Consider the following 15,292-nt stretch of genomic DNA (forward strand, 5'->3'; position numbering starts at 1 on the left):
AATAGCAGGACTGCCTACCCTTGAGGAATAGATAGGGCATATCTAGCGTGAGGTGAAACTCAATACGTGGAAGAGAAGGAAGCATCTGCTTCCTTCTCTTTTTTAGGAGAAAAATAGAATGACATATACTTTGGAATGGCTCGAGACCTTTGATGGAGAAATTGATATTCTCAATGTCGATATGTCTCGTCTAGCCAATACTATTGAGAAATATGTTTCTCAGTACAAATACATTTATCAGACAAATATGGAGGACTATCCCGAAATTGTCCTTTCTGTCCCAAATTCCTCTATTCCCCATTTATTAGGATTATCAAGAGATCATCATGTTAATTTACCAACTAATAACGCAGGGAGTATTTTTGAAGGATTAAAGGATGATTGGACATTGGAGCGTCTAAATAAGGCTGATAATGGTTGGTTTAACGAAAATAAATTCAAAATCGTTGGAACATTATTACTTTATCAAATGTTACATGTGATGGAATGTAAATTCTACACAACGGATGGTATTTTGAATAGAAAAGTTGGCAAACGATTTAGAAGAGATAATATTTATTTTGTGGTCTTTAAATTAAGTAATGGTATTAGTTATACCGTTGAATTATCGCGGGAACAAGGGAACCAATACTTTCCAAGAAGTCTTAAAATCAACGACACCTTAATTACAAATTGTAGAGAAATAGAGCTAAAACTTGTTGACAAGAAACGCTTTAAGACTGCTAAAGCTAGAAAGGTTAATTGGCCATCTTAATGGAAATATTGATATGATAACCATTGGGGCATCCACTTTTTGTGGGTGGCTTTTTTTTCTTTGTTCTTCTTTGATGTGATACCAAAATCAAGTCGTCTTTACGACGAAATAGAAAACAATATGCTAACAAACCATCATGTTGTTAGCATATTGTTTTATTTGTGGTTGATTTTTTCTAAACAATATGCTAACATTGTAGTGAAATGTTAGCATATTATTTAGGAGGTGGTAATGTGGATTTGTTAGAGAAACCTGTCTATAATTACATAAAAAAAAATAATGGAGTTATAACTTTTCGTGATATAGAAGAGCTTAACTTTTCTTACCAACAACTGAATCAATTGGTCTTAAAAGGTAAAGTGGAATCAATTGAAAGAGGGATTTATCATCTGCCTGATACCTATATTGATGATTTCTTTAGTTTACAGTATCGTTTTCCAAAAGGAATTTATTCCTTAGAAACAGCACTATGGTTACATGGCCTTTCCCTCACTGTTCCATTTGAACCTGTGATGACTTTTCCTTTTGGGACGAACACGAGGCTAATGAAAGAAGCTGGTGTTAAGCCGATTGTTGCTAGAAATCATCATGAAATCGGTATTATAAAACTAGAGCGACAGGCTGGACAGTTTATCTCAGTATATGATATGGAACGAACTTTGGTAGAGTGTTTGAGAACAGCTTATCATGTTGATGTTCAAGTCATTGCTCCAGCGTTTCAAGCTTACTTCAAAAAAGGATCTGTGAATTATGCCAAGTTGTACCACTATGCACAACTATTTAAAGTAACTGAAAAGCTGCAATCTTATGTGGAGGTCTTGTCGTGAAATTTTCAAATGCCAATAGCTTCAAAGCGAAAATTAAGAATATCGCAAGAGAAAAAGGGATACCTGTTCAACAAGTTCAGCAGAACTATTTGATTGAAAAAATCTTAAAACTCATCTCTGAAAGTCGGTATAAAGATTCTTTCATTGTGAAAGGTGGATTCCTTATCGGACAGATGATTGGCTTAGATAAACGAACAACAATGGATTTAGATGTTACTTTGAAAGGTCAACCTCTTAGCGAGGAAAATATTCAAAAAATCTTCAAAGAAATTGTAAGTCAACCTTCTGAAGGTTTTCAATTTGAAGTTGATATGTTAGAGCCAATTCGACAAGATGACGAATATGGTGGCTTTACCCTCAAACTCAAGGCAACATTCGATACCCTACGTGAAGTTGTCTTTATTGATATAACAACAGGTGATCGGATAACGCCACGAGAAATTACTTATCAATTGCAGTCTGTTTTTTCAGAGAATAAGCTAGAAGTTTGGACTTATAATTTAGAAACTGTTCTTGCTGAAAAATTAGAAACGATTATTCGTCGAGGAGCTGCTTCAACTAGACCTCGTGATCGCTATGACCTCTACACATTGTATCACCTTCGAAAAGATGAGATTGATATCCCAATATTGAAAACTGCTCTAAATAATACTGCTAAAAAAAGAGAAAGCTTAGATGTTTTGATAAATTGGGAAAGTCAATTAGAGGTAATCCGTAGCTCTGACTATCAGAATCAGCTTTGGTCTCGCTATCAAAAATCATTTAGGTATGCCAGTGAAATTAGTTTTGAGGAGTCGGTAGAAGTGGTGGCAATTATTTTAAATCAATTAGGGGGTTAGTAGTGTATGCTGACAGGAACTTTGCAGATGATGGGTTATGAATTTTTCTTTACGTTCGCTGAAGAAAGATTATAAATGAAGTATTTCACCATAATTTGGCATTATAGAGTGGTTCTGGGAGGGTCTGATGCGTCAGTCCTCTCCTTTTTTATTGGGATTTTCAGAAGTTACCGGTAGTGCTACTGATAGCTTTTTTTCTTTGTCCTTCTTTGATGTGATACCAAAATCAAGTCGTCTTTTTTATGATGGGGAGAGAGTGACAGATTGTTACTACTTATCAAAAGAAAAGAAGGACTTTTTATGACCAAACAATGTCATCATCACTTTTTAGTCAATCAGGAAAAAGCAGAAAAACATGTCTTCCGTAAAAGTAAGAAGTACCGTACGCTCTGTTCGGTAGCTCTTGGAACTATGGTGACGGCTGTTGTCGCTTGGGGTGGCCAAGTAGCACAAGCTGACGAAGTGGTAACACCCTCGCAAGATAAAGCCGTTCAGTTGACAGATAATCCTGCGACCAACTTACCAGAAGCTCAGCCAACTCCAGTTGTTGAACAGAAGGATAGTCTTGCCTCAACTGGTCAATCAGATGGGGCTATCACGGTTACGGTTCCTCATGATGTTGTGACACAGGCTGTCAATCAAGCAACTGCTGAAGGAGTTACTACTGTTCAAGACCAACCTATGGACTTGGGAAATACAACTTCTGCGAGTGAGACCAGTAAGCAATTGGATAAGGCGGAAGCGGATGCTGCTAAGCAGGCTGAAGCCATCACTCAGGTGACCAATACCTATAAAGCAGATAAAGCCACCTATGAACAAGATAAAACTCGTGTTGAACAAGGGAATGCTGCGTTGGCTGCTAGTCATAAAGACGCCACTCAAGCAGGAAAAGCCTTGAACCAGTCAGTGGATAGCACAGTTTCAAAAATCAAAGGCCAAAATCAGTCGGCTAATGTGACCGTTACAACTCAAACCGTAACATCAGGAGATGGCTCAACTGTTTCAGGCTATCAGGATTATACCTCTGCGGTAGCTGCTATTGATAAGCAAAATAAGGACAATCTAGCTGAATATAAATCGAAGAAAAAAGATGCAGATGCCATTGTCGCAAAGAACTTAGTGACTCAAAAGGAAAATGAAGCGGGTCTTGCTAAAGCAAAGGCTGATAATGAAGCTATTACTAAACGCAATCAAGCTGGGCAACAAGCGATAGATGACGAAAATAAGGCCTCTCAAGCTGCTGTGGATGCCTACAATAAAGACCAACAAAAATTGGTGACAGACCGTGAAGCTGAGATTGCTGCTATCACGAAACGCAATAAGGAAAAAGAAGAAGCCGCCAAGAAAGAAAATGAAGCGATTGATACCTACAACGCCAAAGAAATGGATCGCTATAAACGTGATTTAGCTGAGATTTCAAAAGGTGAGGAAGGCTACATCTCACAAGCTCTTGCTCAGGCTTTAAATTTGAATAATGGAGAACCACAAGCACGCCATTCAGCTGATACAAGAAACCCAAATCGTATCGTTGCAAAAGGTGACGCTATGCTTGGTGGGTATTCTAAAATCCTAGATTCTACTGGTTTCTTTGTCTATGATACTTTCAAAACGGGAGAAACCCTTTCCTTTACCTATCAAAATCTTCAAAATGCTCGCTTTGATGGTAAGAAAATCACAAAAGTAGCCTATGACATTACGAACCTTGTTTCTCCAACTGGAACTAATGCCGTGCAGTTAGTCGTGCCAAATGACCCAACAGAAGGCTTTATCGCTTACCGTAATGATGGGACAGGCAATTGGCGAACAGACAAGATGGAGTTTCGTGTCAAGGCCAAGTATTTCTTAGAAGATGGCTCACAAGTCAGCTTCACCAAGGAAAAACCAGGTGTCTTTACTCATTCCTCACTCAACCACAATGACATCGGTTTAGAGTATGTAAAAGACACATCAGGTAAGTTTGTTCCTATCAATGGCTCAACCATTCAAGTGACTAACGAAGGTTTGGCTCGTTCACTTGGGTCAAACCGTGCCAGTGATTTAAATCTTCCTGAAGAATGGGATACGTCATATAGTAAGTATGCCTATAAGGGAGCGATTGTCTCAACGGTTACATCAGGCAACACCTATACGGTGACCTTTGGTCAAGGGGATATGCCCCAAAATGTTGGTCTCTCTTATTGGTTTGCCTTAAATACCCTTCCAGTTGCACGGACGGTTAAACCTTATAGTCCAAAACCACATGTGACACCAAAGTTAGAGCCAGTTCCAGAACCCGTTAAGGTTGTGCCAAAAACCTTTACCCCAAAAACCTTTACGCCAGAGCCACCTGTGAGCTTTAAGGAAAAAACATTAGAGAAAGTTACTCAGCCTAGCCTAACACTTACCAAGGTCACCTTGCCTAAAGAATCTACGCCAGAACCGTTACCAAAAGCACCACAAGTGCCAACGGTTCATTATCACGACTATCGTCTGACAACGACTCCTGAAATTGTTAAGGAAGTTATCAATACCGACCAAGTGAACCTTCATGACAAAACGGTCGCAAAAGATTCAACGGTCATTTACCCTTTAACCGTAGACGCTTTTTCTCCAAATCGAGCCAAAACCACAAGCCTCACCTTTGAAGATTACCTTCCAGCAGGCTATGCTTTTGACAAGGAAAAAACGCAGTCAGAAAATGGAAATTATACCCTTACCTTTGATGCTGCTAAGAACTTTGTGACCTTGACCGCCAAGGAAGCCTTGCTTCAAGAGGTCAACAAAGACCTGACCAAGCCTTATCAACTGGCGGCTCCTAAACTTTATGGTAGCCTTCAAAATGATGGAGCAACCTATTCCAACAGTTATCAGCTTCTCATTAATAAGGGAACCCCAAATGCCTATACCGTGACTTCCAATGTCGTGACGGTGCGAACGCCTGGTGATGGAACGACCACTAGCCGTATTGAGCCTCAAAAACGCAATGAAAATGAAGATGGTGTGGTCATTAACGATACGGTAGTGGCTTTAGGAACAACTAATCATTACCGTTTGACCTGGGATTTAGATCAATATAAAGGCGATAGGTCTTCTAAAGAGACGATTGCTCGTGGTTTCTTCTTTGTAGATGACTACCCAGAAGAAGTGTTGGACTTAGTAGACAATGGGACAGGTATCACCACTCCTGATGGCAAAGCCGTATCAGGGATTACTGTTAAGGCTTATGCGTCGCTGTCAGAAGCTCCTAAAGACCTTCAAGATAAACTCACTCATGCCAAGATTTCTCCTAAAGGGGCTTTCCAAGTCTTTATGCCTAATGACAATCAAGACTTTTATGACCAGTATGTCAAAACAGGAACTTCTTTAAACCTTCTCACCAAAATGACCGTCAAAGACAGCCTTTATGGTCAGACGAAGACTTATCGAAACAAAGCCTACCAAGTGGATTTTGGCAATGGCTATGAAACCGATGAGGTGATCAATACCCTTGTTAGCCCAACACCTAAAAAACAAAACCTTAATAAGGATAAGGTGGACATTGACGGAAAACCGATGATAGTGGGTTCACAAAACTACTATACCTTGTCATGGGACTTAGACCAATACCGAGGCACTAAGGCCGATAAGGCTCAGATTGCACAAGGGTTTTACTTTGTGGATGACTATCCCGAAGAAGCTCTATTACCAGATGAAACAGCGATTCAACTCATTACATCTGATGGTAAAGCTGTCACAGGAGTTACAGTAAAAACTTATACGAGCCTATCAGAAGTTCCGGAAACCCTACAAGCAGCCCTATCAAAACGCAAGATTTCTCCTAAAGGAGCTTTCCAAGTCTTTATGGCAGAAGATCCGCAAGCCTTTTATGATTCTTATGTAACGAAAGGTCAAAACATCACCATCATTACTCCTATGACTGTTCGTGAGTCTATGCTTAATTCAGGAAAGTCTTATGACAATGTAGCTTATCAAGTAGACTTTGGACAAGCCTATGAAACCAATACGGTAACGAATCACGTGCCAAAAGTAAACCCTCATAAGTCCAATACCAATAAAGAGGGCGTGTCTATTGATGGGAAGACCGTTCTTCCAAATACCGTCAATTACTATAAGATTGTTCTGGATTACAGTCAGTACAAGGACTTGGTGGTGACGGAGGATGTTCTTGCAAAAGGTTTTTACATGGTGGATGATTACCCTGAAGAAGCGCTTATCCTCAATGCAGATGGTGTCCAAGTGATGGATAAGGCAGGAAATCTTGTTAAAGGGATTTCGGTGAAAGCCTATGCCTCATTGTCAGAAGCGCCTAAAGTGGTTCAAGACGCTATGTCCAAACGCCAGTTCACACCCAAAGGAGCCATTCAAGTTTTAAGTGCTGAAGATCCAAAAGCGTTCTACGAGGCTTATGTTAAAACTGGTCAAACCTTAGTGGTGACCCTTCCAATGACCATTAAGAATGAGCTGACAAAGACTGGTGGGAAGTATGAAAACACCGCTTATCAGATTGACTTTGGTTTGGCTTATGTGACAGAGACAGTGGTCAATAATGTGCCAAAACTAGACCCACAAAAAGATGTGGTGATTGATTTATCACAAAAGGAGAAAAGCCTTGATGGAAAAGAAGTTGCCTTGAATCAGGTCTTTAACTACCGTTTGGTGGGAGCACTCATTCCAGGTAATCGTGCGACACCACTCATCGAATACCGCTTTGACGATGATTACGATGAAGGCCATGACGACTATAATGGTGTGTACAAGGCTTATACCTTAGTAGATGTGACTCTAAAAGATGGAACGGTTTTACCAAAAGGGACAGAAGTGACGAAGTACACGCTACAACATGTCGACACGTCAAAAGGAACGGTTACCATCAGTTTTGATCAGGAATTCCTTGAAAAACTAGCAGAAGAATCCGAGTTTCAGGCTGATGTTTACTTGCAGATGAAACGGATTGCTTCAGGTGAAGTAGAAAACACCGTGCTACATACCATTAATGGTTACACCATCAGTTCAAACACGGTTAAAACAACTACTCCAGAACCAGAGATACCTACTCCAAATCAACCAACGCTACCGCAACCACCTATTCCAACACAAGAACCACCAGTTCCTGCTAGCGTTCTTCCTAATACAGGGGAGAGTCAATCGCTCTTGGCACTGGTTGGTGGAGGACTTCTTTTAGGCCTAGCTTATGGGCTTTCTAAACGCAAAATGGAGGACAACTAGATGGAACCCAAAAACATTTACACAATGGATTCAGACCAAGATGGCTTAACGGATGCTCAAGAGTTAGCTTTAGGAACCAATCCTTTTAGTAGCGATACGGATAGTGATGGACTGACAGACCTTGAAGAAGTCCAACAAGACTTGAATCCAATTCAACAGCGTAAGGAGAGAAACTATGGCTTGGAATTATGACACAATTTCTAGAGCCCTTTCTGAGATGGCACGAGAAAATTATGAAGACATGGTTAAAGCCTTTTTAGCCATGGAGCTAAACATTCAAAACAAGCCACTTCTTGACAGGCTTTATCAAGACTTTAGGGGCATTGATGACTTGTCTTTAGTCAGTGATGACTTACGCCTAAGAGCAGATGGTTATCAGGAACAGCTTCAAGAAGAACTGACTGACTTGTTAGATAAACTCTACCGAACAGGGGAGGGAACTAGTTTCATCATGGAAGTGATAGCGTCCAACAATATTTCTAAGTCCCTTGCACAATATGAGGTTTTGAATGAGGAGGATTATTCGTCTCTCACCTTAGCAACCTTGCAGGGTATTATCCAAAAGGAGTTGTCTTTAACGAGTCAAGATTATTTTGGAGATGTGACCTATCTCGCCCTGCAGAAGGATTTGTTAGACCAGAAAAGCCATTTCTTACAACAGTATGTGACGACTTTAATGGAAAAGTTGCCACAAGAAAAAGACCAAAGAGCCTTGGTCCTAGACTAAAGCAGTGGGCTGAGAATACCTCTCAGCTCCTTTTTTAATTGGAGGAACATATGACTCAAGAACAATTACTTGAGATGTTGCGGGCGAGATTGCCACGTGACCAGATTCTTTTGGAATCCTTTTTACGCTATCAAGCAGTCCATTTTGATGAGGATTGGGATAGCCTTATCCAAAATTTTACAACCCAAAGAGGAGTAGTCACCTCACCTGTTCAAGTGGTTCGCTTTGAAACAGAGGTTTCTGCTTTTGTAGAGGCAAGCTCCTTTGACGAGGCAACAGACCTAAGCAGCTACACACAGACCTTTGGTCAAGCTGGCTTAAAGAAGTTACCTCAATTAAACAGTGATGAGAAAGCCTTGGTGATTGAGGTAGCCCTCTTTAACCTAGCCACTCGCTTTCAGCTCTTAGACCAAGAGGGCGCCTATCAGTCCATTTCGGTAGCTTCTCTTTTTGATAAAAGCAAAGCTGCTAATTTGGTTAATGTCTACCGAGTGGCCAATAATTTGTCTGACCGTATTAGCCGTGATATTGAACAGTTTCTTCTCACCTATGAACCTGAACGGGTAAGTCCTCAGGAAACGGTAGAGGAAAAAAAGGAGGTTGTTGAGAATATAGTAATATCAGAGTCTCGTCAAGAGATCACCTTCCGAGAAGAAGATTTTGCGGAAGAAGATTTTGCGATAATCGCAAGTCTTGAGGAAGATTTATCACAACTGGATTTACGAACAGGGCAAACAGAGCATTTACCAGCTTATGAACATCTAAACTTGTCTCAAAAATTTGAGATACTAAGTCACTTTGACCAAGTGCGAAATAGCCGTCCCAAACTTCCAAATCTGAGACGTGGGGAGTTTGACCATGAAATGGAAATGACGCCAATCTATGAGGGCAATGAGCTATTAACCTTTTTAGAAGCTGATGGGACAGTCTATGATTTGCAACGTCCCCTTACACCGCAAGAAGAAGCCATCGTATCTGGAATTGGTCAAACGATTTTAGCAGAAAATACTGAAAAACTAACCCGTTTAGGGATAGATTTGGCTGACTTTGGTGAGCAACAAGGTGGCATACTGATAGATGCTGCAGGGCGTTTTCATTTGAAGAATGCCGACCTAGCCTTACTAGGGGGCTATCCCAAAGCAACCGTTACTCAATTAGCCCTTGCGACAGAATTGCTTCAGATGGGACTTACCCATGACAAGGCAGAATTTTTCTTGACCAGTCAGCTAGATTTAGAAGAAGCAAGACCCATTGCCTACGCCTTCTTACATGAAGAACTCACTCTTGAGGAAGCTAGAACCTTTGAAAGCGATAAACAGTCCCAACCAGACCTATCCTATAGAGAATGGCGAGAACACCTATCGCAAACAGAAACTGAAATCATCACGCCTCCATCAACATCTCAAAATCCTATCATAGATGAAGCACTGAAACGCTATCCGATTGCTTCAATTGTGTCTTATAAAGGGCAAGAGTTTCAGGTAATGGCCATAGAAGACTCAGGTGTTAATAACCTGATACGGATTGAATTACAAAATGATTTCACCGATGTGATTGAACAAAACCCCGTTCTTTTCTTACGGACATTAGACGACATCAATCAGTCTCTCCATCTTCCTTCTGTCGAAGAAAAAGAGGAAGTGAAAGAATCTCATCAGGAATTAGACCTCTTTTCCTTCATGGATATGGAAGAACAAAAAGAGTCGGTTTCTCAAGTGATGACATCTCTATCATCAAATAAGAGAGAGGCTAAACAAGAAGAAGCATTGTCAGAAGATGGGTTGGAGATGGATTCTGATATCACTGAAACAGTTCCTGCCACTGATTTTCACTTCCCAGAAGATTTGACAGACTTTTACCCTAAGACAACAAGGGATAAGGTTGAAATGAATGTTGCTGCTATTCGTCTTGTAAAAGTTCTTGAATCTGAACACCGTCAAGCCACATCTAGTGAACAAGAACTCCTTGCCAAATACGTAGGTTGGGGAGGCTTAGCTAACGAGTTCTTTGACGAGTATAATCCAAAGTTTTCTAAGGAACGTGGGGCATTAAAAACGCTAGTCACCAATAAAGAATATTCCGATATGAAACAATCTTCTCTGACAGCTTATTACACAGATCCTCACTTGATTCGTCAGATGTGGGAGAAGTTAGAACGTGATGGCTTTACAGGTGGTAAAATCCTAGACCCGTCTATGGGAACGGGAAATTTCTTTGCGGCAATGCCTAAACACCTGAGAGAAAATAGTGAGTTGTATGGTGTAGAGCTAGACACGATTACAGGGGTTATTGCCAAACACCTTCATCCGAATAGTTACATTGAAGTAAAGGGCTTTGAGACCATTGCCTTTAATGACAATAGCTTTGATTTGGTTCTCTCAAATGTGCCTTTTGCCAATATCAGGATTGCGGATAGTCGCTATGACAAACCCTATATGATTCATGATTACTTTGTCAAAAAATCATTAGATTTGGTGCATGATGGTGGGCAAGTCGCTATCATTTCCTCCACAGGAACCATGGACAAACGGACAGAAAATATTCTCCAGGACATTCGTGAGACGACTGATTTTCTTGGTGGTGTGCGTTTACCAGATAGCGCCTTTAAGGCCATTGCAGGAACGACTGTCACAACAGACATGTTGTTCTTCCAGAAACATGTGGATAAGGGATATGTGGCAGATGATTTAGCTTTTTCAGGTTCTATTCGCTATGACAAGGATGACCGTATTTGGCTCAATCCTTACTTTGATGGAGAATACAACAGTCAGGTTATTGGGAGCTATGAGGTTAGAAACTTTAACGGTGGGACACTTTCTGTAAAAGGCAATTCTGATAACTTAATAGAAGCTGTTCAGACGGCTCTTAAACAGGTTAAATCGCCTAGAAGTGTTGACCCTTCTGACATCCTTATCACTCCTGATGTGATGAGAAGACAAGTTATTGATACTTCGATTCCTTCTGACATCAGAGAAAGCTTAGACCAATATAGTTTTGGTTATAAGGATTCTACGGTTTACTACCGAGATCATAAGGGCATTCGTGTAGGGACAAAGACAGAGGAGATTAGCTATTATGTGGACGAGGAGGGGACCTTTAAGGCTTGGGATACTAAGCATTCTCAAAAACAGATTGACCGCTTTAATGACCTCGAAGTCACCGATAGCACTGCTCTTGATGTTTATGTGACCGAAGAAGCCACTAAACGTGGGCGGTTTAAGGGCTATTTCAAAAAGACGGTTTTCTATGAAGCTCCCTTGTCAGAGAAAGAAGTGGCACGGATTAAAGGGATGGTTGATATTCGAAATGTTTACCAAGAGGTCATCGCCATTCAACGTTACTATGATTATGACAAGGAAGAGTTTGCACACTTACTTGGAAAACTCAATCGCACCTATGATACTTTTGTGAAACGCTTTGGTTATGTCAATAGTGCTGTGAATCGTAACCTTTTTGATAGTGATGATAAGTATTCGCTCCTTGCGAGTTTAGAAGATGAAAGTCTTGACTCAAGTGGGAAGACAGTTATTTATACCAAGTCTCTGGCTTTTGAGAAAGCCCTAGTTCGTCCTGAAAAGGAAGTAACGGCAGTTTCTTCTGCCCTTGACGCTCTCAATTCTAGTCTAGCAGATGGTCGTGGGGTCGATTTGGATTACATGATGTCTATTTATCAGACGGATTCTAAAGCGTCTTTGATTGAGGAATTAGGAGACGCTATTATTCCAGACCCAGAACGCTATCTAAACGATAGGGAAGTGGTCTATGTATCTCGGCAGGATTTCTTATCAGGGGATGTGATGACTAAGTTAGAGGTCGTGGACTTACTCATTAAAGAAGACAATTCTGATTTTCCGTGGCAACACTATCAAAACCTCTTAGAAGACGTGAAACCACCACGTGTGACCTTAGCTGATATTGATTATCGGATTGGCTCACGTTGGATTCCTCTAGCCGTTTATGGGAAATTTGCCCAAGAAACCTTTATGGGACAAACTTTTGACCTGACTGATCAAGAAGTATCAACTGTTCTTGAAGTCAGTCCAATTGATGGGACGATGTCCTATCAATCCAAGTTTGCCTTTAGATATTCAACCGCAATGGACAGAAGTCTAGGTGTGTCTGGGTCACGCTATGATAGTGGCCGAAAAATCTTTGAAAATCTGCTTAATTCCAATCAACCAACCATCACCAAACAAGTGGAAGATGGGGATAAGAAAAAGCATGTGACGGACGTGGAGAAGACAACGGTTCTTCGTGCTAAGGAAACTGAGCTTCAAGAACTCTTCCAAGATTTTGTGGCGAGGTACCAAGAGGTGCAACAGATGATTGAAGAGACCTATAATAGCCTTTATAATCGTACAGTCTCAAAAGTTTATGATGGCAGTCATTTAACCATTGATGGGCTTGCCCAGAATATTTCCTTACGCCCTCACCAGAAGAATGCTATTCAACGGATTGTGGAAGAAAAAAGAGCGCTTCTAGCTCATGAAGTGGGTTCAGGTAAGACCTTAACCATGCTTGGGGCAGGATTCAAACTGAAAGAACTCGGAATGGTGCATAAACCTCTTTATGTGGTGCCGTCTAGTCTGACCGCTCAGTTTGGCCAAGAAATCATGAAGTTCTTCCCAACCAAGAATGTTTATGTGACGACCAAGAAAGATTTTGCGAAAGCTAAACGCAAGCAATTTGTGTCACGGATCATCACAGGGGACTACGATGCCATTGTCATTGGGGATTCCCAGTTTGAAAAAATCCCCATGAGCCATGAAAAGCAGGTGACTTATATCCAAGATAAGTTACAACAACTTCGTGACATCAAGCAAGGCAGTGATAGTGATTATACGGTCAAAGAAGCAGAGCGTTCCATCAAAGGTTTGGAACACCAATTGGAAGAACTCCAAAAACTGGAGCGAGATACCTTTATTGAATTTGAAAACCTTGGCATTGATTTTCTCTTTGTGGACGAAGCTCACCATTTCAAGAATATTCGCCCCATTACTGGATTAGGAAATGTGGCAGGGATTACCAACACTACCTCAAAAAAGAACGTGGATATGGAAATGAAAGTGAGACAGGTTCAAGGAGAACACGACTATCGTAATGTGGTTTTTGCGACAGGAACACCAGTCTCTAACTCTATTAGTGAACTCTATACCATGATGAGCTATATTCAACCAGATGTCTTAGAACGGTATCAAGTCTCTAACTTTGACTCGTGGGTGGGTGCTTTTGGAAATATCGAAAATTCCATGGAACTAGCACCGACAGGGGATAAATACCAACCCAAGAAACGCTTTAAGAAATTTGTGAATCTGCCTGAACTCATGCGGATTTATAAGGAAACAGCTGATATTCAGACCTCAGACATGCTTGATTTACCTGTTCCTGAAGCTAAAGTCATTGCGGTGGAGAGCGAACTGACAGAAGCTCAGAAATATTATCTTGAAGAGTTGGTTGACCGTTCAGACGCTATCAAGTCAGGCAGCGTTGACCCTAGTGTTGATAACATGTTAAAGATTACTGGAGAAGCTAGAAAATTAGCCATTGACATGCGCCTTATTGACCCAGCTTATACCTTATCTGACAATCAGAAGATTCTTCAAGTAGTGGACAATGTGGAACGCATTTATCGTGATGGAGAACATGATAAAGCTACCCAGATGATTTTCTCAGATATTGGCACACCTAAAAGTAAGGAAGAAGGGTTTGATGTTTACAATGAATTGAAAGACCTCTTGGTGGATAGAGGGATTCCCAAAGAAGCAATTGCCTTTGTCCATGACGCTAATACGGATGAGAAAAAGAACTCTCTATCTCGTAAGGTCAACAGTGGAGAAGTACGGATTCTCATGGCTTCTACGGAAAAAGGTGGGACAGGATTAAACGTGCAGTCTCGCATGAAAGCTGTTCATCATTTAGACGTTCCCTGGAGACCAAGTGATATTGTCCAACGCAATGGTAGGTTAATTCGTCAAGGTAATATGCACCAAGAGGTAGATATTTATCATTACATTACGAAAGGGAGCTTCGATAACTACCTCTGGCAAACTCAGGAGAATAAACTCAAATATATCACGCAAATCATGACCTCTAAAGACCCAGTACGGTCGGCAGAAGACATTGATGAACAAACCATGACTGCTTCAGACTTTAAGGCTTTAGCGACAGGTAATCCTTATCTCAAACTGAAAATGGAACTAGAGAATGAGTTGACGGTATTGGACAATCAAAAGCGTGGCTTTAATCGCTCCAAAGATGAGTATCGCCATACCATTGCTTACTGTGAGCAGAACCTCCCTGTATTAGAGAATCGCCTTAGCAAATATGACCGTGATATTGCCCAATCTTTGACAACTAAGTCACAAGATTTTATCATGCGGTTTGACAATCAAATGATGGATAACCGTGCAGAAGCTGGAGACTATCTACGTAAACTCATTACCTATAACCGTTCTGAAACCAAAGAAGTGAGAACACTGGCTAATTTTAGAGGGTTTGAGCTTAAAATGGCAACCAGAAGTCCTAGTGAGCCGCTGCCAGATATGGTGTCTTTAACCATTTCAGGCAGCAACCAGTATTCTGTCTCTTTAGACTTGAAATCAGATGTGGGAACCATTCAACGCATTACTAATGCCATTGACCATATCTTAGAAGACCAAGAAAAAACAGAAGTAATGGCCAATAATCTAAAAGATAAGCTAGCAGTCGCAAGGGTTGAAGTAGAGAAGGTCTTTCCAAAAGAAGAGGATTATCAGCTGGTTAAAGCTAAATATGACCTTCTTGCCCCATTGGTTGAACAAGAAGCAGAGGTTGAGGAAATTGATGCAGCACTAGCTAAGTTCAATGAAACGATCCAACCGCAACACGACCAACAACTTTCTCTAGAATTTTAAAAAAAGGCTGACAAAAAATAGTGAATGCGGTAAAATGACATTAAGAA

8 protein-coding genes are annotated in these 15,292 nt (G+C 40.8%); all 8 read left to right on the plus strand.

Annotated features, from left to right (window positions below; genetic code table 11):
* Positions 1 to 118: 118 nt before the first annotated feature.
* The 8 genes from ACVRYP_RS00685 (at position 119) to ACVRYP_RS00720 (ending at position 15,245) form a co-directional block, all read left to right on the plus strand.
* Positions 119 to 754 (plus strand): hypothetical protein, encoded by a 636-nt coding sequence (locus ACVRYP_RS00685; RefSeq protein ID WP_447463844.1) that lies wholly within the window; start codon positions 119 to 121, stop codon positions 752 to 754.
* Positions 755 to 987: 233 nt separating this feature from the next.
* Positions 988 to 1,581: a type IV toxin-antitoxin system AbiEi family antitoxin domain-containing protein gene (locus tag ACVRYP_RS00690; RefSeq protein WP_307122794.1), complete on the plus strand. Its 594-nt coding sequence runs from the start codon at positions 988 to 990 to the stop codon at positions 1,579 to 1,581.
* Entirely contained in the window at positions 1,578 to 2,420 is an 843-nt protein-coding gene (locus ACVRYP_RS00695) for a nucleotidyl transferase AbiEii/AbiGii toxin family protein (RefSeq protein WP_447466892.1), read from the plus strand. The genes ACVRYP_RS00690 and ACVRYP_RS00695 overlap by 4 nt, the downstream gene beginning before the upstream one ends.
* 127 nt (positions 2,421 to 2,547) lie before the next feature.
* The gene (locus ACVRYP_RS00700) at positions 2,548 to 2,724 is read left to right on the plus strand and encodes a hypothetical protein (protein WP_307122785.1); all 177 of its coding nucleotides are present in this window, start codon (positions 2,548 to 2,550) and stop codon (positions 2,722 to 2,724) included.
* On the plus strand, positions 2,721 to 7,625 hold the full coding sequence (locus tag ACVRYP_RS00705; protein WP_447466893.1) for an SspB-related isopeptide-forming adhesin: 4,905 nt from the start codon (positions 2,721 to 2,723) through the stop codon (positions 7,623 to 7,625). The genes ACVRYP_RS00700 and ACVRYP_RS00705 overlap by 4 nt, the downstream gene beginning before the upstream one ends.
* Positions 7,626 to 7,817, plus strand: coding sequence for a calcium-binding protein (locus tag ACVRYP_RS00710; protein ID WP_447466894.1), 192 nt, complete (start codon positions 7,626 to 7,628; stop codon positions 7,815 to 7,817).
* Positions 7,801 to 8,352: a hypothetical protein gene (locus ACVRYP_RS00715; RefSeq protein ID WP_447466895.1), complete on the plus strand. Its 552-nt coding sequence runs from the start codon at positions 7,801 to 7,803 to the stop codon at positions 8,350 to 8,352. Before ACVRYP_RS00710 ends, ACVRYP_RS00715 begins: the two co-directional genes overlap by 17 nt.
* Positions 8,353 to 8,402: 50 nt before the next feature.
* Positions 8,403 to 15,245, plus strand: coding sequence for a helicase-like domain-containing protein (locus ACVRYP_RS00720; protein WP_447466896.1), 6,843 nt, complete (start codon positions 8,403 to 8,405; stop codon positions 15,243 to 15,245).
* Positions 15,246 to 15,292: the final 47 nt, after the last annotated feature.

It is taken from the genome of Streptococcus rifensis (genome assembly GCF_053203525.1).

Coding starts and splice junctions, on each gene's coding strand:
- ACVRYP_RS00685 (WP_447463844.1), top strand. CDS start 119: ATGACATATACTTTGGAATGGCTCGAGACCTTTGATGGAGAAATTGAT.
- ACVRYP_RS00710 (WP_447466894.1), top strand. CDS start 7,626: ATGGAACCCAAAAACATTTACACAATGGATTCAGACCAAGATGGCTTA.
- ACVRYP_RS00705 (WP_447466893.1), top strand. CDS start 2,721: ATGACCAAACAATGTCATCATCACTTTTTAGTCAATCAGGAAAAAGCA.
- ACVRYP_RS00700 (WP_307122785.1), top strand. CDS start 2,548: ATGCGTCAGTCCTCTCCTTTTTTATTGGGATTTTCAGAAGTTACCGGT.
- ACVRYP_RS00715 (WP_447466895.1), top strand. CDS start 7,801: ATGGCTTGGAATTATGACACAATTTCTAGAGCCCTTTCTGAGATGGCA.
- ACVRYP_RS00720 (WP_447466896.1), top strand. CDS start 8,403: ATGACTCAAGAACAATTACTTGAGATGTTGCGGGCGAGATTGCCACGT.